Here is a 17,254-nt window from a genome sequence, read left to right as displayed (position 1 = left end):
TTTCGTTAATTAATTATTAATTTTTAAATTCATTATTTAATTCTTGAACTTTTAATTCGGCATTTTCCAAAAGTTCATTACAATATTTAGATAATTTAATTCCCTCTTCGTATAACTTAATCGATTCTTCCAGAGAAACTTCATCATTTTCAAGCAGTTCCGAAATTTCTTTCAATCTGTTAAGAGATTCTTCAAAATTTTTTGTCTTTTTACTCATTTATTTAAACTCACGTTTCCGTCATAAAATTTAAGTTCTAAACCACGGTCAATTTTTAACTCAGTTTTCCTTTTAATTATTTTTTCATCCTGCTCAATAAGTACAAAACCTTTTTTTAGAATTGAATTTACGTTATTGCTCAAAATAATTTTAGAAAATAAAGATAAATTATTTTTATTCGACTTTAAAAAATTAGCAATAATAACTTGAATTCTAAAAATATAATTATCAATTGTTTGTTTTTTTGTATTTATTAAATTCGTTATATTCTTAAAACCATACGATTTATTTAAATAATTCAGCTCATATTTTAAGTTTTCAATTTTCTCTGAAATATAATTTTTATTATTATCTGAAATTTCTTCAAGAAAGCCAATAATTTCATCTTTATTTGGAGTAGCAATTTCCATTGCTGCAGATGGAGTTGGGGCTCTAAGATCGGCGGCGAAATCTGTAATAGTAAAATCTATTTCGTGACCAACACCCGATATAATTGGAATTTTGGATTTATAAATTGCCCTTGCTACAATTTCTTCGTTGAAAGCCCAAAGATCTTCTAATGAGCCGCCGCCACGCGCGATTATTATTAAGTCAATATCTTTGTGCTGATTTAAATTCTCAATACTTGCTGCAATTTGTTCAGCCGCACCTTCCCCTTGAACTCTTGTAGGAGCAATAATTAATTCTAAAATCGGATATCTTCTTTCGGCAACGCTTAACATATCTTTCAAAGCGGCAGTATCGGTTCCTGTAACAATTCCAATTTTTGCGGGAAATTTTGGAATTGGTCTTTTATGTTCATCATCAAACAAACCTTCATCGAATAATTTCCTTTTCAACTGTTCAAACGCTTTTTGCAATTCACCTTCGCCGGCTGGCTTCATTGACTTTACATCCAACTGATAATTTCCTCTGGGAGGATACACAGTTATTTTTCCGGTTACAACAATCTGCATTCCGTCCTGCGGAGTGAAAAAAACATAATTATTAAGTCCTTTCCACATTGTGCAGCTTATTTGCGCGTTTTTATCTTTTAATGTAAAATACCAATGACCTGAAGCGTGGGCCTTAAAATTTGAAATTTCACCAATTATCCTAACCTGTTCAAAGTTTTCTTCTATAACTCTTTTAATGTAATTTGTTAATTCACTTACAGAAATTGCCTTTTCCACTTTCAATTTCCTTTTCTAAAAATTAAGCAGTACTGATGATGCCTGTTACCAACCCAAGCACTGTTTACTCCAAGTGCGATAAGCGGTTTATCATCCTGAAGCCAAATTTTTTCATCTTTTAGTAACCAGCTTTTACTGCCTCTTTTTGTCAGCGAAACAGCAGTATCAAAAGCCAGCGGAAAAACCCGCCCATTGTGGAAAATGTTATTTGTAATAATTGTTAAATAACCTTTTTCTTTAGTTATATCATAAATTTGATCAAAAATTAACGCTTGTGTTTCCAAAAATTTTTCATATTCCGCAATATTCCCAATATCTTTTTTTTGTGTGGAGTATTTTGTGTCTAAACCGTTTTCATTTCTTTTTTTTTGACGTAGTGAATTTTTCTCCAACTGATTCCAATACGGAGGTGAAGTTATTGTAAAATCAATTTTTTGATTAATTTCATTTTTAATTAAAATTTCCTTAAGATTTAATGAATTACCTTTTAACGCCATTATATTATTTTCAAAATTACCGGTTTCAATTCTCTTTTTTGCAATTTTATAATACTTTTCGTTCAGTTCAATCCCAACCGCATTTCTAGTTAAATTACCGGCGGCAATTAGTGTACTCCCGCTTCCCAAAAACGGATCGAAAACCCATTCATTTTCCTTTGTAAAAAAAGCAATGAATTCTTCAACCAAACTTTCAGGATATTTTGCCGGATGCAAGATTTCATCGTTTTTCCTTCTAACCGGTTTATGAATAAACCATGATTTTGTAAATTTAATCCATTCTTTACCGGTAAGGTTATTAAGTTTATTTTTTATGTTAAACTTTCCCCTTTCACCAAGATCAATAATGCCGTTTTTATTTTTCATTTATATGTCAATTGTAAAGAAGTGAGAATACAGGCCAATGGAAATTTCATGAAAATATTTAGAAGTTTCATTTGGTTTTAAATTATATCTGTATTTTCCGTAAAAAGTAAAAACATCATATATCTTAAATAATCCTATTGAAACTTCGGCGCCAATTCCATTAAAACCTTTTAAATTACTGAATCCCGAAATTCCCGGAGCAACATATTCAATTCCCTTTATAGGGAAAAAATGTTTATAACCCAAACGGATAATATCACGAGGCTGCGCTTTGTATATGTGTGAATATTCAAATGTAATATTCCCGCTAGGATAATTATAGCCCGATCCGTAAAAAGTTATTAACGGAATTTCTTTTGTTAAACTAAAATAATTTTCTTTATTAAGTATTACCAAGTTAGGAGACGGAATTGCGTAAAGCAGCATTCCTAAAAATATAGTTGTAAACGGATTGCTGCCGGATTTTGTAAATATAAATTCATCATATGGAAGAATTACTTCAAATTCATCTGAAGTATTTTTTTCTCCGTTTTCATTTTCATAAATTATTTTATACGGTACAGTTTTATCTTTAAATTTAATTGTTGTAATATCGACTTCAATTTTATGATCTTCTAAATATTCATTACTTATGTCATATTTATATTTGTCATCGATAAGTAATTTTGTTTTTACCGGAACAGAAGTATAAAAACTAAGTTTAAAAATGTGTGGTTTTTCCGGAGTTACAAATCCATCAATAATAAAAATTTCGAGATCTTCTTGGGCAAAATTTATTGTAGTTGAAAGTAAAAACAAGAAGAATAAACTTTTAAGTATTTTTTTCATTTTATAGTTTCTAATTATTTTTTAATCAAATTAAGAACAATGCTTTAGCATTAAACTTTGGTATATTTGTATTTGTACAAAATTCTCTTTTAAAATATAGGAAAATAATTTATGAAAATTTTGGTTAGTAATGATGATGGAATAGGTGCCGAAGGAATTTTTCAACTTGCCGATGCTTTAAGTGAAATTGGAGATGTTGCAATAGTCGCTCCTTTAACGGAACAAAGTGCGGTTGGTCATTCAATTACGATGAAAGTGCCGTTAAGAGTTACAGAATATAATTTAAGAGATAAATTTGTTGGATACGCTGTAAATGGTACTCCGGCAGACTGTGTTAAGTTCGGGATTAAAAATTTGCTGCGCTCACGCCCGGATATTGTTGTTTCGGGAATAAATCATGGTTCAAATACTGCCATAAGCATAATTTATTCCGGTACTGTTTCCGCGGCAAGAGAAGCCGCTATAATGGATTGCCCCGCAATTGCTTTTTCTCTTACAAGCCACAAACCTACATTATTCGATTATGCGAAAAAAGTAGCTAAAGGAATTACTCTAAAAGTGGTAGAAAACGGTTTGCCAAATGGAACTTTACTAAATGTAAACATTCCTCATTTGCACGAAAATGAAATTAAAGGAATTAAAGCGACACATCAGGGAAATTCTAAATGGGCTGATATCTATGAAAAAAGAACTGATCCTTACGGAAATGACTATTATTGGCTTACCGGCGAAATGATGGATTTTGATAAAGACTTGAATTCTGATCAAATTGCGATTAAAAGTAATTTCGTAGCTGTAACTCCAGTTCATTTTGATTTAACAGATTATAAAACATTTAATGAGTTGCAGAATTGGAATCTATCTTCAATAAAATGAAAATTCGTTCTTGGTAATAGATGAATTTATTTGAAAATATTCGCGTGTCAATTTCCGGCAGCCCTGTCTTACTTTTTTTAGGTTTAATTCTAATATTAGTTTACTCAATTTTTGTATATAAAACCACTTTGCCTCAAATCAGAATTTGGTTAAAATCAATTTTGGTTTTCATTCGCGCACTGGCTTTAATATTAATTTATTTGTTACTTTTTGACCCGATTTTAATTACCACCACTAAAAATAAAATTGAGCCGAAAAATTTAATATTTATTGATAATTCAAAATCTATAAAGTTTATCGGCAATAACAGTGAAGTTAATAAAATTTTAAATTTATCAGAAGACCTTAAAACCCAAGTAACAAATTCCGAACTTTTTACTTTCAGCAATGAGATAAAAACATTAAAAAATATTGATTCATTGAATTTTAATAATTCGCCCACACAATTTGAAAATATAATCAGACAAATTAAAAAAACGCAAAACGTTGCTTCTGTAACAATTATAAGTGACGGATTAAATAATCAAGGAGTAGACATAACAAATGAAACTGCGCAGTTGGGAATTCCGTTTTTTACAATTGGCGTTGGCGATACTGCAACAGAGAAAGACATTGAAGTTCAGAAAATAACCGCGAATGAATTTATTTACTCTGGAAGAAAAACTGAAATTGAAGTTTCAATATCAAATAAAAATTTGACTGGTGATAAAGCCGAAGTTCAGTTAATAGAAAACGGAAAATTGATTTCGCAGCAGGAAATTATTTTAAGCGAAACGGGAATTAACAGGTTGAGATTTTCATATTCAAACGAAACTGAAGGCGAACACAAACTTGTAATAAATTCAATTTTAAATGGAAAAGAAAACAATATTCAGAATAATACTAAATCGATATTAGTAAATATTTTACCTTCCAAACAAAAAATTGCGGTAATCAGCGGCGGACCAAGCGCGGATTTATCAATAATTATAACTACTTTATCAAAATTTGAAGATTACGAAATTTTTCCAATTGTACAAACCGGCGGAAATAAATTCTTAAACGATAAAAATGATTTAAAAGTGATTAAAGAAGCTGAAATAATTTTTCTTGTAGGTTTTCCATCCAAATCTACAAACGCAAATTTATTAAAGTCGGTTTTCTCAGAAATTTCTAATCCCAATAAATCTGTATTTCTTGCGTTTTCAAATAATATTGATCTTGATATATTGAATGATTATAAAAATATTTTGCCTTTCGGCATTACTCAAATTTCAAATACTTTTGGAGAAGCTCAAATTTCGCCGCAAAATATTGCTTATTCAATTATTGGAAATTCAGAAGAAATAAAAAATTGGGAAAAACTTCCTCCGATAAATTTCACTAAAACAAAAATAAATCCAACTGCTGACTCGCAAGTTTTACTTATTGAAAATTCAGCTCAAAATCCTATTTTGTTCACAAATTCAACAAAGCAAAAATTCATAGTATTAAACTCGGCAAATTTTTGGAAGTGGAAAATTCAAACATCCGAAAAGCAATTTCAGCTTTGGGATAATTTAATTATAAATTCCATAAAGTGGTTATCGATCAATAAAGACAATCAAAAATTTAATTTAAAAACGCAAAAGAAAGTATATTCAATCGGTGAAAAAGTAATGTTCAGCGCTAATTATTATGATGCTACTTTTGAACCCGTAAACGACGCAATTATTGAAATTGAAATTTCAAGCGAAAATAATTCGCATAAAGTTGTTCTAAATTCTCTTGGCAATGGATTATACGAAGGTGAATTTATTCCGAATAAATCGGGAAAATATAATTACAAAACTGAGATCAATAATTCAAAATTTTCGAATTCGTTTATCGTAGAACCGGTTGAAATAGAAAATATTGTAAAAAGCTCAGATCGAAATTTTTTGCGCCAATTGGCTAGCCTGACAAATGGAAGTTATTTTGATTTAACCAATTCAAGCGAACTTTCCAATAAATTAAACTTATTGTATGAAAATAAAATAAGTTACAATTCTACGGATAATGAGTTGCGATTATCTTTTTTACATCTTATATTACTAATTGTTATTCTGCTTTTTACAATCGAATGGTTACTGCGTAAGATTTTTAGAATGTTATAAATTTTGAGGTAAGTATGGATTTTATAAAATTCGAAAGCAAACATGTTCTTGGCATTGAAGAAATTGATAACCAGCATAAGAAAATTTATGAAACGGTTAATAAGTTATTTGAAATGCAAAACTCAACTAAAGTAGAAATTATTGACATATACCAAAATCTACTAAAGGAATTTAAAATCCACTTTGAGACCGAAGAATCATTGATGAAAAAAAACAAGGTTGTTGAATTTATTTCACACAAACTTGAACATGACCGAGCGCTGCAAAAATATTCAGATTATTTAAAAACACTAAAAAAAGCCAATTCAAAATTGGATATGGAAATTTTAAAATCCATGAAAAATTGGCTGGAAAATCACTTTGAAAAAAAGGATATTAAGTTAAAACAATTTTTAAACTTAAATTAATAGATTTTGATCAAAGAAAATCTGAATTTACTTTTCGATTTTTTCCTTCCGCGGATTTGTTTAATCTGCAAAAACAAAATTCTAAATTCAGATAAAATTTTATGCTCAGATTGTTTCAATAAATTAGAAATAGCCCAGCATGATAGATTAGATTTTGAATTTGAGAGAAAATTTCTTTCGGATAAAATTGTACATGATTTTCAAGCCGCGTTTGTTTTTCAAGAGAACACACCCATTCGCCAAATAATTCACGAATTTAAATATGAGGACAAATTTATTATCGGCAAATATCTTGGTATAAAAGTTTCTGAATTATTGCGTGAAAAGATTGTCAATTGGAAAGCAGACATTATAACTGAAGTCCCGCTGCATAGTTTAAGAAAAGCCGAAAGAGGTTATAATCAAGCAGAAATTATTGCAATGGAAATTGGAAAACGAATTGGAATAAAATTTAACGGTAATATTTTAAAGAGAATTAAGTTTACTGAAACACAAACAAAATTGAATTTAACGGAAAGAAGAGAAAATATTAAAGACGCTTTTAAATTGAAAAAACAAAAATTAGTTAAGAATAAAAATATAATTCTGGTAGACGATGTAATTACAACAGGTGCAACAATAAGTGAATGTGCAAAAGTTCTTAAAAATAACGGAGCAAAAAATATTTATGCTTTATCCGTTGCGATTGCAGACTAATACATACTTTCGGGAGCTTCTATACCTAAAATTGTCAATCCATTTTTTAACACAATTTTAACCGCAATTATCAACGCTATTCTTGCTTCGGCTAATTTTTTCTCAGAACCTATTATTCTGCAATCCGTATAAAACTTGTGAAATAAAGCGGCAAGATTTTCTAAATAATTTGCAAGCTTATGCGGTTCAAAATTTATGGCGGCTACTTTAAGTTCTTCTTCAAATCTATGCAGATGTTTAATTAATTTTTGCTCAATTGGTTCTACTAGTAAATCTAGATTTTCCAGCGATAATTTTAATTCTTGATCCTGAGTTAATCTTAATATAGACGCAATTCTCGCGTGAGCATACTTTAAATAAAAAACGGGGTTTTCATCCGACTGCTTTTTTGCAATATCCAAATCAAAGTTCATATGAGAGGAATAATTTCGCATTATGAAAAAATAGCGGACAACATCTTTACCAACTTCGTCAATTAATTCATCCAAAGTTATAAAATTTGCTTTCCTTGTAGACATTTTAACAACTTCGCCGCCTTGCGTAATTGTTACAAATTGATAAATAATTACTTTCACTTTATCTTTCGAATAACCCAATGATTCAACTCCGGCTAAAACATCGGAATAAGTTGCGTTATGATCTGAACCGAAAATGTCAACTATCAAATCAAAACCTCTATCAAATTTTGTTTTATGATAAGCAATATCGGGAAGTCTGTATGTCGGTTCTCCGGAAGATTTTACAATTACTTTATCAGTTTCTTGTCCAAGCTCGCTGAACTTAAGCCAAATTGCCCCATCTTTTTCATATGATAATTTTTTATCTTCAAAAAATTTAAGTAAAGAATTTATATTTCCGTTTTTATAAAGGTCATCTTCATTATAGAAAAGATCAAAGACAACCGAAATTCTTTTTAAAGTTGATTTAATATCCGCAAATATTTCCTCTTCTGCAGTTGATTTGAAGATTTCATTCTCAAGGTCATCTTTAAACTTTTCGAAATATTTATCATAAATTTTTTTGGCAATGTCTTTAATATATTCGCCTTGATAATAATCATCATTGAATTTATTATTTACGTCAAAAAATTCTAAATAACGTTCAGCAACGGATGCACCTAAAACACGCATTTGCCTTCCGGCATTATTAAAATAATATTCGCGTTCAACAGAATATCCAACGGCTTCCAGCAGATTTGCGATCGTATCTCCAAGAACCGCATTTCTTCCATGTCCTACAGTCAATGGTCCGGTTGGATTTGCAGAAACAAACTCAACATTTGCTTTTTTGCCTTTAAATTCACTACTCAATCCAAATTTTTCGCCAAGTCCAATTATTGATCCTATCTTTTCATTCACAAATTTTGGATTAAAATAAAAATTAATGAATCCGGGACCGGCAATTTCGGTTTTACTTATTTTATTTTCATCTATACTTAAATTTGCAATAATTTCTTCTGCTATTTGTCTGGGATTTTTCTTTAATTTCTTCGTAAGCAGCATTGCCGCGTTGGATGAAAGATCACCATGATCTTCATCTTGAGGAACGTTGAAAAATAATGGAACTTCATTTAAAAATGATAATTTTTTAGAAGCCTCAATAAATAAGCTTTGTAAATATTCTTTCACATTATTCTCATTAAAATATTTTGGCGGGAATATTAATTTATATTTTCAATTTCGGTTATTTGGGCATCGCCCCAGAGTTTTTCCAAATTGTAAAATGCTCTCGCGTCTTTTTTGAATACATGAACTACAACGTCAAAATAATCAATCAAAACCCAATTTAACGCGTTGTAACCTTCTTTATTATGCGACTTAATACCATCGTCCCTTAGTTTTTTATCAATTTCATCCGCAATTGCTTTAACGTGTATATCTACGTCGCCGGAACAAATTATAAAATAATCTGCGACAGCCGATAAATTGGTCAAATCTAAAATTGAAATATCATAACCTTTTTTCGATTGAATAATTTCAACAATTTCATTAACAAATGTTTTTGTTTCCAAAATTAATTTTCACCTGTAATTGGTTTTAATTTATAATAATCTTTTCCTATAACTAAAGATACATCGAGAAAATAATTTTCATTCAACTGTTGAATTACTTTTACATTTTCAATACCCAATGCATTTGCGACTTTAACTGCGTTTGCTTTGTTGCCTATTCTATCAATTACGAAAGTTTCATCAACATCATATGAAACATAATTTCCAATTTCAACAACATCAAATCCTCTTGCTCTTAAAAAATCGGTATATCTATCGGCAACTCCGGATACACCGCATCCGTTTAAAACATCCAGCTGAATTATTTCTGCGGCAACACCGTTATTTTTTAATTCGTCAATTTTTTCAGATCCTTTAACTAATTTAATATAAGCCGAATAGCTTAAGTAAACTATTAAAACAACTAAAAAGAAAATCAGAATGTTATAAAAAATATTTACCGTCGATGTTTGATGATCGACTTTTTGTTCGCTCTTTTTCTTAATTGTTTTTTTCAATTCTCTTACTTCGAGTTAGGTAAACAAACGTAATATTTTAGTACCTAAAAATAATAAAATAAAATTTGTTAGCCTATTTACTAATCAAACCATCTGTTGTAATTTGAAGAGAATCTTCCGTATCCGTAATTTCCGTAATATGAATAAGGAGAGTTGGAAAACATTAGACTTATATTAAAATCTTTGGAAGGATTATAATTAATTCTTGCTCTATCAATGTAAAACCCGTTTATAGATTTTGTAAAAGATTCCCCCAAAGTGCTGTAAGGACTGTTTACAATGCTAGCATCCAGTTCAAAGTTAAAATCTTCATTAAATTTATAAGCCATATGGTTTGTATAAACGCCCAGAGCCAATCCTTCACTTCCAAAGGACGAATATGAGATACCGAAAGAATGACTCATGGAAAAATTTTCCGGGTTTATAAAACTAAATATTGAACTTACAGGATTGCTGCTCAAGATTCCGCTTTTAATATCTAAGGGTTTATTTTCATCACCTTTGAATTGCGCAAAGCTGATTGAGGAGATAAAAGTTAATATCAGTAATACTTTTTTCATTTTTATTTAACCTACTAAATAATAATTTTGTTTCAGAAAATCCAAAACAATTAAATCTCTGCAATCATTTCCACTTCAACTGAAGCATCAATCGGCAATTCATTAACACCAACGGCGCTTCTTACATGTTTGCCTTTTTCTTCAAATAATTCAACCAAAAGATCGGACGCGCCGTTAGCAACTTTTGGCTGATCCGTAAATCCATCGACACTGTTTACAAATACTGTAACTTTTACAATCTTTTTTATTTTATCTAAATCATCAATTTCAGATTTTATAACGCTTAAACAATTAATTGCGCATAATTTTGCCGCTTCTTTGCCGGTTTCCAAGTCAATTTCTTTGCCGATTTTACCTTTATATTTTAAGGTACCGTTTTCAAGAGGAATTTGTCCAGCGGTAAATACCAAATTTCCTACTCTTGTAACAGGAATGTAAGATGCCAAAGGTTTAGGCGCAACAGGAATTTTAATATTAAGCTTTTTTAATTTTTCTTCAATCATTTAAGAATCTTGTTTATATTTGTTTAAAAATAACTGATTTTTTGAAATAAAAAAATCCTAATTTTCAATCAAAAAAAGTTAAGGAAAAAATGCACAAAGAAAAATTTGATAATCTCGTTAAAATTATGCGAAGATTAAGAACGGAATGTTCTTGGGACAGTGTACAAACTTTCGATTCCATTAAAGCCGCTACACTTGAAGAAACCTATGAAGTTTTAGAAGCAATTGACGATAAAAATTATGAAACTCTTAAAAATGAACTCGGCGATCTTTTACTTCATATAGTTTTTCATTCGGTTATTGCCGAGGACTTGAATTTATTTACTATAAATGAAGTAATTGATTCAATAAGTGAAAAATTGATTAGAAGGCATCCTCATGTTTTTGAAAATTTAGCGGTTGAAAATAATAAAGAAATTGAACGAAACTGGGAGAAAATTAAAATGCAGGAAGGAAGAAATTCAATTTTGGAAGGAATTCCAAAAAATCTTCCGGAATTACAAAAATCATCAAGAATGCAGGAAAAAGTTTCTAAAATTGGATTTGATTGGGAAAACAAAGATGAGGTTTGGAATAAAGTAAAAGAAGAAATTGAAGAAATGCACGAGTCAGAAAGAACCGGCGATAGAAACCTTTTGGAAAAGGAAATGGGTGACGTATTTTTCGCGTTAATAAATTATTCAAGGTTTTTGGGAATAAATGCAGAAAATGCCTTAAGAAGGACAAATAAAAAATTTATGCAAAGGTTTAATTATATTGAACAAAAATTGAAGGAAAACAATAAATCAATAACAGAATCAAATTTGGAGGAAATGGATAAATATTGGGAAGAAAGTAAAAAATTTTTTAATTAAAAAGGATGAATAATATTTACTTTTTCAATTAATAAACGATAATATGAAAATTTTACGGTATAAAATGCTACCATCAATTATTTTTGAAAGCAATAATACTTTATTCTCAATTAATTCTGATAAAGTAGTATCAATTATATATTTACCGAAAGTAACTCAAGTACCAACATCCAATTTAAAAATTAGAGGTATTGTGAATTTTAGAGATGAAATTTTTACAGTTATTGATTTCCGTAAATTAATTTCTAGAACATCCGTTAGTGAAGAATTACAGAATTTTATACTTATGCTTGAAGAAAGAGAAAAAGACCACTTATATTGGCTCCAAACTCTTGAAAATTCAGTTATAGAAAATAAACCTTTTACATTAACAACTGATCCACACAAATGTAAATTCGGTATTTGGTACGATAACTTTAAAACTTCAAATATGGCAATTAGAAAAATATTAAAGCAATTCGACCAGCCGCACAAAAATATTCACGATTTAGCATTTAAAATAGAAAAGTGCAAATCTGAAAATCAATTGGGTAAATGTAAAGATATAATTGAGAGGAGTAGAAACAAAGAATTTAAATTATTAGTTTCGTTATTTGCCAAATTAAAACAAAATGCAAGTTTAGTGTTTCAGGAATCTGCTTTATTAATGAATTTAAACTCAAAAAAAATTGCTTTGGTAGTTGATAAAATTATTTCAGTAGAAAATATTGAATCTATAGATACATCAAATTTAGAAAATAACTCGCTTATTTCATTCAAAAAAAATTTTATTACGGGAATTGGTCAGTCGAAAGATAAAAAGTTAGTTCAGACAGTTTCGGAATTAATGCTTGTTTAATAAATTAATTTTTATTTCCGTTATTAAATTTTTCATACGCGTGAATAATGTCCTTCACTAATTTATGTCTAACAACATCACCTTTATTAAAATAAACAAAAGCGACTCCGTCAACATTTTGAAGAATTTCTTGAACCTGAATTAATCCGCTGTCGGCTTTTTTGGGCAAATCAATTTGTGTAACATCACCGGTTATTGTTGCCTTTGAATTAGGACCAATTCTTGTCAAAAACATTTTCATTTGTATATTTGTGCTGTTCTGAGCTTCATCTAAAATTATATATGAATTATTTAATGTTCTTCCTCGCATATAAGCTAAAGGAACAATTTCAATAATATTTCTTTCAATGTAATTTTTAAGCTGTTCATTTGGAAGCATATCCTGCAGCGCGTCAAACAACGGTCTTAAATATGGATCTATTTTTTCTTTAAAATCTCCGGGTAAAAATCCAAGACTTTCGCCGGCTTCAACTGCGGGTCGTGCTAAAACTATTTTTTTTACAATTCCCTTTTTCAATTGGGAAATTGCAAAAGCAACGGCAAGGTATGTTTTTCCCGTTCCTGCAGGTCCGATGCCAAAACATATATCGTTTTCGTTCATTGCCTTTAAATATTCAAACTGTGTTTCGGTTTTGGCTTTTACAACATCTTTTTTTGTATAAAGAATTATTGAATTATAGTCATCATTGCTGATTACATCTCGTCCGGAAAGCGTTAAATCAATAATTGTAGAAACATCATTAGAAGTTAAATTATTTGTAGTGTTTAAAACGTAGATCATTTCCTTAAGAATTTTTTCTACAAGCTCTACTTCTTCCGCAGAACCTTTTATTAAAGCCAAATCTCCTCGGATAGAAACAGTTGAAGACAATCTTTCTTCAAGAAGTTTTAAATTTGCGTCGTTAAAACCAAGCAGCGCAAGAAGATCAACATTTTCTAATTTTATTTTTTTTTCTACTTGTATAATTGCGGCCTCAAAACCAAAAAAGGATATTCTAAAAGTATTTGCATTAAGCTAATATGCAACTTTTAGAATATCCTAAAATTTTTAAAGAAGAACTAAAGACTATTGCATAGGAGCTGGTTTGTAATTAGCTCTTAATTTATTGTATTTAGCTGTTTCTTCTTCTGTTAAATTCGGAATAGTAAATTCTTGTTTTGGAAAAATTAAATCTGGATTTTTAATTTTATCTCTGTTTGCATTATAGATTTTTGGCCAAGCAAAACCGTTTCCATAATGTTCATTCTTTTTGCTATTCCCCAAAGATGATCACCACGAACAACTGTATAGTTAATTTCTTCAGCCGGCCATGCATCTAACATTTTTTGTAATTTACCATGAACGATATCATAAAATTGAGGTAAAGCGCTTAATTTGCTAGCTTTCAAAGCATCTAATTCAGCTTGTCTGTCTTTTTTGGTTGGTTTTTTAGCATTGATGTCAGCCATTAAAGCATTAACTTTTGCTTCATAAGCAGCAACGTCACTTTTTGAAGCGCCGACCATTGCATACATTTCTTCTTGGCAATCTTCATATGATTGTAAAGAATTTTTCTTATCTTTTAATGAATTAACAGAAGATTGCAAACTTTCTAATTCTGCTGATAAATCAGATTTTTCTTGTGTTAATCTTGCAATTTCAGCTTCCCATTCTTCAGAAGTCATTTCTTCTTGAGCGAAAACACTTGTTGAAAGGAAAACTAATAAAGCCAATAATGCAAGTAAGCTCTTAATTTGTGTCATTTATATACTCTCCTTTATTATTAAACTTTTTATAAACCTAATTTTTGTAAATTTGCTTTAGTAGCTTCCTTATCTTTTGCACATTGTGCAAGTTTAGCTTCCATTTCAGCAATTTCTCTTTCTAATTTTGTTTTTTCGCTCTTTAAAGCATTAACTTCTGTACCTAGTGCAGAAACTTCACTTCTTAAAGCATTTAATTGAGCCATTTGCTCATCACTTACACCACCACAGCCGGTCAAACTAAGTGAACCAGCAACAAAAACTACTGCCAAAGAAGTAGTGAGAAGTCTTTTGATTTTTGTCATTTGTTAATCCTCCTAATATAAAAGAATGATTTATTTATTTGTGAAAATTTTGCTAAAATATTTTAATCTTAGCATATAAGATATAAAATTTTTTTATAAAACTAAATAATTCTCTTTTCAACCAAACTTGTAAAATTTTCGCCTGCTATTATTAAATGGTCTAAAACGTTTATATCAAAAATTTTACCAGCTTCAACAAGTCTTTTCGTAATTGAAATATCTTCACGGCTTGGTTCTGAATTTCCGCTAGGATGATTATGTATTAAAAATAAACTCGCTGAATTATTATCAATCGCAACTTTAAATACTTCCCGCGGATGTACAATACTCGAATTCAAATTTCCAACGGAGATTATCTCATATTTAATTATTTGATTAGATGTATTAAGACAGACAACAATAAATTTTTCTTTATTTTCATCTTTCAGAATTGGTATAAAAATTTCGGCTAAATCTTCCGGTGATTTTATCTTTTTCTGTGAAAACCATTTTTCATTAAATTTTATTCTTCTCGAAAGTTCAAAAGCAGCGACTAATGTAGCTGCTTTATCTTTCCCAATTCCGTTTTGTTTTGTAAAAGATTCTACGGTCTTAGAAGCCAAAATTGCTATATTATCGTTACATAATAATTTTTGAGCCAATTCAATAACCGAAAGTCCCTTTGTTCCGGTTCTTAACAAAATTGCCAAAAGTTCCGAATTGCTTAAAGTCTGCGCGCCTCTTAAAACTAATTTTTCTCTAGGTCTATCATCTAAAGGCAATTCTTTAACTTTTAACATTTATTCCCATTCTATTGTTGATGGAGGTTTGGAGCTAATATCATAAACTACTCTGTTCACTCCGGAAACTTCCCTTATTATTTTGTTAGAAACATATTCTAAAAAGGAATTATCAAATCTGTACCAATCAGCTGTCATACCGTCTGTTGAAGTAACCGCACGTAAAACAATTACCGATTCATAAGTTCTCGCATCACCCATTACTCCAACGGATTGAACCGGAAGAATTACAGCAAATGCCTGCCATATCTTGTAATATAAGTCAAATTTCCTTAAAGAATCAATGTAAATTTCATCTACATCCTTTAAAATTTTAAGTTTTAATTCGGTAATTTCTCCCAAAACCCTAACAGCCAAACCCGGACCGGGAAAAGGATGACGATGAACAAATTCGTGAGGCAAACCTAAAATTTCACCTATTTCTCTTACTTCATCTTTGAACAATTCTCGGAATGGTTCAATTAACTTTAAGTTCATTTTTTCGGGCAAACCGCCCACATTATGATGTGTCTTTATTTTGTGCGATGCCGTTCCCGCAGATGCCGATTCAATTACGTCCGGATATAAAGTTCCCTGAACCAAATATTCTGCATTTTCTATTTTATTTGATTCCCGCTCAAAAATTTCTATAAATGTATTTCCGATAATTTTTCTTTTCTTTTCCGGATCTGAAACACCATTTAATTTATCTAAAAATTCTTTTGACGCGTCAACATGAATTATTTTTAAATCAAAATTTTCTTTGAAAAGCTTTACAACTTTTTCACTTTCATTTTTACGCATTAAGCCGTTATCAACGTGAACACAAGTTAAGTTTTCTCCAATTGCTTTATGAAGTAAAATAGCCGCGACCGATGAATCGACACCGCCGCTTAACGCACATATCACTTTTGAATCTTTAACTTTTTCTCTAATTTCCGCAATAGAATCTTCAATGAAATTTGTGGGTGTCCAATCCGCATTGCTTTTACAAACATCAAAAATGAAAGTTCTTAATATTTCTTTTCCGTTTTCAGTGTGGGCAACTTCGGGATGAAACTGTAGAGCAAATATCTTTTTATTATTATTAAAAATTGAACAAATTGGAGAATTTTCAGTTTGTGAATCAATCTCGAAATCTTGAGGAATTTTTGTAATATAATCACCATGACTCATCCAAACTACTGAATTTTCTTTAACGTTTTTGAGTAAACCTTCTTTTTTTAAAATTTGAATATTGGCCTTTCCATATTCCCTATTTTGCGCCGGCTCAACTTTTCCGTTATAATGCAAAGTAATGAGCTGCATTCCGTAACAAATCCCAAGTATCGGTATATTAAGATTAAAAATTTCCGGATCGATTTGCGGTGAATCTTTTTCATATGCGCTTGTTGGTCCGCCGGAGAAAATTATTCCTTTTGGATTTAGTTCTTTAATTTTCGTTAAAGAGGTAAAATATGGATAGATAATTGATCTAACCTTTTGTTCTCGAATTTTGCGCGCAATCAACTGTGTGTATTGTGAGCCAAAATCTAAAACTAAAATAGTATTATGAGTTTGCATTTTATTAAATTAGAAAAATTAAAAAATGCCGGGTTCCTAGAAGAAATCCGGCTATGTGATAATTATGCAGTAATTTGAGTTTGATAAGCTATGCTATCAAGCAGATCATCTAAATCATTAGAAGATGTAATTTCGATTTTAATAATCCATCCTTCACCGTAAGGATCGTTATTTATTAATTCCGGTTTATCGGTCAATTTGGAATTAATTTCCAAAACTTTTCCATTACACGGAGCAAATAAATCACTTACGGTTTTAACGGCTTCAATAGTTCCAAATGGTTCGCCTTTAATTATTTCACTTATATCCGATGAAATATCAACAAAAACTATATCGCCTAATTCACCCTGAGCATATTCGGTAATACCAATTTTAGCTTCGCTGCCTTCAACTTTAATCCATTCATGATCTTTGGTATATTTTAAGTCAGATGGAATATTCATTTTTAC

20 protein-coding genes and 1 pseudogene are annotated in these 17,254 nt (G+C 30.1%); 6 read left to right on the top strand and 15 right to left on the bottom strand.

All coding sequences use genetic code 11. The features are described 5' to 3' along the window. Positions 1-16: 16 nt before the first annotated feature. The 4 genes from xseB to IPK06_16800 are packed head-to-tail and all read right to left on the bottom strand — an operon-like array spanning position 17 to position 3,080. Complete coding sequence (gene xseB / locus IPK06_16815; protein MBK7981631.1) at positions 17-217, bottom strand: exodeoxyribonuclease VII small subunit; 201 nt, start codon at positions 215-217, stop codon at positions 17-19. Continuing rightward, entirely contained in the window at positions 214-1,395 is a 1,182-nt protein-coding gene (locus IPK06_16810) for an exodeoxyribonuclease VII large subunit (GenBank protein ID MBK7981630.1), read from the bottom strand. The genes xseB and IPK06_16810 overlap by 4 nt, the downstream gene beginning before the upstream one ends. Beyond that, positions 1,392-2,252 (bottom strand): N-6 DNA methylase, encoded by an 861-nt coding sequence (locus IPK06_16805; protein MBK7981629.1) that lies wholly within the window; start codon positions 2,250-2,252, stop codon positions 1,392-1,394. Before IPK06_16805 ends, IPK06_16810 begins: the two co-directional genes overlap by 4 nt. Continuing rightward, positions 2,253-3,080: a hypothetical protein gene (locus IPK06_16800; protein MBK7981628.1), complete on the bottom strand. Its 828-nt coding sequence runs from the start codon at positions 3,078-3,080 to the stop codon at positions 2,253-2,255. Positions 3,081-3,191: 111 nt separating this feature from the next. Between IPK06_16800 and surE the strand changes: the two genes are divergently transcribed. The 4 genes from surE to IPK06_16780 are packed head-to-tail and all read left to right on the top strand — an operon-like array spanning position 3,192 to position 7,173. Next, complete coding sequence (surE, locus tag IPK06_16795; GenBank protein ID MBK7981627.1) at positions 3,192-3,956, top strand: 5'/3'-nucleotidase SurE; 765 nt, start codon at positions 3,192-3,194, stop codon at positions 3,954-3,956. 20 nt (positions 3,957-3,976) lie between these two features. Next, a complete protein-coding gene (locus IPK06_16790; GenBank protein ID MBK7981626.1) occupies positions 3,977-6,070 on the top strand; it encodes a FixH family protein in 2,094 nt (697 codons plus the stop codon). A 14-nt stretch (positions 6,071-6,084) separates the two neighbouring features. After that, positions 6,085-6,477, top strand: a complete 393-nt coding sequence (locus tag IPK06_16785; protein ID MBK7981625.1) for a hemerythrin family protein — start codon at positions 6,085-6,087, stop codon at positions 6,475-6,477. A 6-nt stretch (positions 6,478-6,483) separates the two neighbouring features. After that, a complete protein-coding gene (locus tag IPK06_16780) occupies positions 6,484-7,173 on the top strand; it encodes a ComF family protein (protein MBK7981624.1) in 690 nt (229 codons plus the stop codon). On the opposite strand, the gene IPK06_16775 is transcribed toward IPK06_16780, so the two are convergent. The 5 genes from IPK06_16775 to IPK06_16755 form a co-directional block, all read right to left on the bottom strand. Next, entirely contained in the window at positions 7,170-8,801 is a 1,632-nt protein-coding gene (locus tag IPK06_16775) for an arginine--tRNA ligase (protein MBK7981623.1), read from the bottom strand. The two genes, IPK06_16780 and IPK06_16775, sit on opposite strands and share 4 nt — an antisense overlap. A gap of 32 nt (positions 8,802-8,833) precedes the next feature. Then, positions 8,834-9,184 carry a ribosome silencing factor gene (gene rsfS / locus IPK06_16770; protein ID MBK7981622.1) on the bottom strand — a complete coding sequence of 117 codons (351 nt, stop codon included), beginning with the start codon at positions 9,182-9,184 and terminating at the stop codon, positions 8,834-8,836. A gap of 2 nt (positions 9,185-9,186) precedes the next feature. Then, a complete protein-coding gene (locus IPK06_16765; GenBank protein ID MBK7981621.1) occupies positions 9,187-9,681 on the bottom strand; it encodes a LytR C-terminal domain-containing protein in 495 nt (164 codons plus the stop codon). Positions 9,682-9,761: 80 nt separating this feature from the next. Then, positions 9,762-10,241 (bottom strand): hypothetical protein, encoded by a 480-nt coding sequence (locus IPK06_16760; protein ID MBK7981620.1) that lies wholly within the window; start codon positions 10,239-10,241, stop codon positions 9,762-9,764. 50 nt (positions 10,242-10,291) lie between these two features. Continuing rightward, on the bottom strand, positions 10,292-10,744 hold the full coding sequence (locus tag IPK06_16755) for a RidA family protein (protein ID MBK7981619.1): 453 nt from the start codon (positions 10,742-10,744) through the stop codon (positions 10,292-10,294). Between the two features lie 89 nt (positions 10,745-10,833). On the opposite strand from IPK06_16755, the gene mazG reads away from it, so the two are divergent. Further along, positions 10,834-11,598: a nucleoside triphosphate pyrophosphohydrolase gene (mazG, locus tag IPK06_16750; GenBank protein ID MBK7981618.1), complete on the top strand. Its 765-nt coding sequence runs from the start codon at positions 10,834-10,836 to the stop codon at positions 11,596-11,598. Between the two features lie 64 nt (positions 11,599-11,662). Continuing rightward, positions 11,663-12,436, top strand: coding sequence for a chemotaxis protein CheW (locus IPK06_16745; GenBank protein MBK7981617.1), 774 nt, complete (start codon positions 11,663-11,665; stop codon positions 12,434-12,436). Positions 12,437-12,440: 4 nt separating this feature from the next. On the opposite strand, the gene IPK06_16740 is transcribed toward IPK06_16745, so the two are convergent. The 6 genes and pseudogenes from IPK06_16740 to gcvH all read right to left on the bottom strand — a co-directional run bounded on the left by IPK06_16740 (position 12,441) and on the right by gcvH (position 17,248). Next, entirely contained in the window at positions 12,441-13,400 is a 960-nt protein-coding gene (locus tag IPK06_16740) for a PhoH family protein (protein ID MBK7981616.1), read from the bottom strand. 102 nt (positions 13,401-13,502) lie between these two features. Then, positions 13,503-14,179, bottom strand: a pseudogene (locus IPK06_16735) (LysM peptidoglycan-binding domain-containing protein). Positions 14,180-14,208: 29 nt separating this feature from the next. Beyond that, complete coding sequence (locus tag IPK06_16730; protein ID MBK7981615.1) at positions 14,209-14,484, bottom strand: hypothetical protein; 276 nt, start codon at positions 14,482-14,484, stop codon at positions 14,209-14,211. A gap of 101 nt (positions 14,485-14,585) precedes the next feature. Then, positions 14,586-15,263, bottom strand: coding sequence for a DNA repair protein RadC (gene radC, locus IPK06_16725; GenBank protein ID MBK7981614.1), 678 nt, complete (start codon positions 15,261-15,263; stop codon positions 14,586-14,588). Next, entirely contained in the window at positions 15,264-16,805 is a 1,542-nt protein-coding gene (gene guaA, locus IPK06_16720; GenBank protein ID MBK7981613.1) for a glutamine-hydrolyzing GMP synthase, read from the bottom strand. Between the two features lie 62 nt (positions 16,806-16,867). Beyond that, positions 16,868-17,248, bottom strand: coding sequence for a glycine cleavage system protein GcvH (gene gcvH / locus IPK06_16715; protein ID MBK7981612.1), 381 nt, complete (start codon positions 17,246-17,248; stop codon positions 16,868-16,870). Positions 17,249-17,254 lie beyond the last annotated feature (6 nt).

The organism is Ignavibacteriota bacterium (assembly GCA_016713565.1).
Lineage (GTDB): Bacteria > Bacteroidota > Ignavibacteria > Ignavibacteriales > Melioribacteraceae.
This window is presented reverse-complemented; position numbering and strand designations above follow the sequence as displayed.

Bases quoted from the DNA above. Each gene is read 5' to 3' on its own strand.
- xseB (MBK7981631.1), bottom strand. From the start codon at position 217: ATGAGTAAAAAGACAAAAAATTTTGAAGAATCTCTTAACAGATTGAAA.
- radC (MBK7981614.1), bottom strand. From the start codon at position 15,263: ATGTTAAAAGTTAAAGAATTGCCTTTAGATGATAGACCTAGAGAAAAA.
- guaA (MBK7981613.1), bottom strand. From the start codon at position 16,805: ATGCAAACTCATAATACTATTTTAGTTTTAGATTTTGGCTCACAATAC.
- IPK06_16760 (MBK7981620.1), bottom strand. From the start codon at position 10,241: ATGAAAAAAGTATTACTGATATTAACTTTTATCTCCTCAATCAGCTTT.
- IPK06_16785 (MBK7981625.1), top strand. From the start codon at position 6,085: ATGGATTTTATAAAATTCGAAAGCAAACATGTTCTTGGCATTGAAGAA.
- IPK06_16745 (MBK7981617.1), top strand. From the start codon at position 11,663: ATGCTACCATCAATTATTTTTGAAAGCAATAATACTTTATTCTCAATT.
- IPK06_16790 (MBK7981626.1), top strand. From the start codon at position 3,977: ATGAATTTATTTGAAAATATTCGCGTGTCAATTTCCGGCAGCCCTGTC.
- mazG (MBK7981618.1), top strand. From the start codon at position 10,834: ATGCACAAAGAAAAATTTGATAATCTCGTTAAAATTATGCGAAGATTA.
- gcvH (MBK7981612.1), bottom strand. From the start codon at position 17,248: ATGAATATTCCATCTGACTTAAAATATACCAAAGATCATGAATGGATT.
- IPK06_16805 (MBK7981629.1), bottom strand. From the start codon at position 2,252: ATGAAAAATAAAAACGGCATTATTGATCTTGGTGAAAGGGGAAAGTTT.
- IPK06_16730 (MBK7981615.1), bottom strand. From the start codon at position 14,484: ATGACAAAAATCAAAAGACTTCTCACTACTTCTTTGGCAGTAGTTTTT.
- IPK06_16755 (MBK7981619.1), bottom strand. From the start codon at position 10,744: ATGATTGAAGAAAAATTAAAAAAGCTTAATATTAAAATTCCTGTTGCG.
- surE (MBK7981627.1), top strand. From the start codon at position 3,192: ATGAAAATTTTGGTTAGTAATGATGATGGAATAGGTGCCGAAGGAATT.
- IPK06_16800 (MBK7981628.1), bottom strand. From the start codon at position 3,080: ATGAAAAAAATACTTAAAAGTTTATTCTTCTTGTTTTTACTTTCAACT.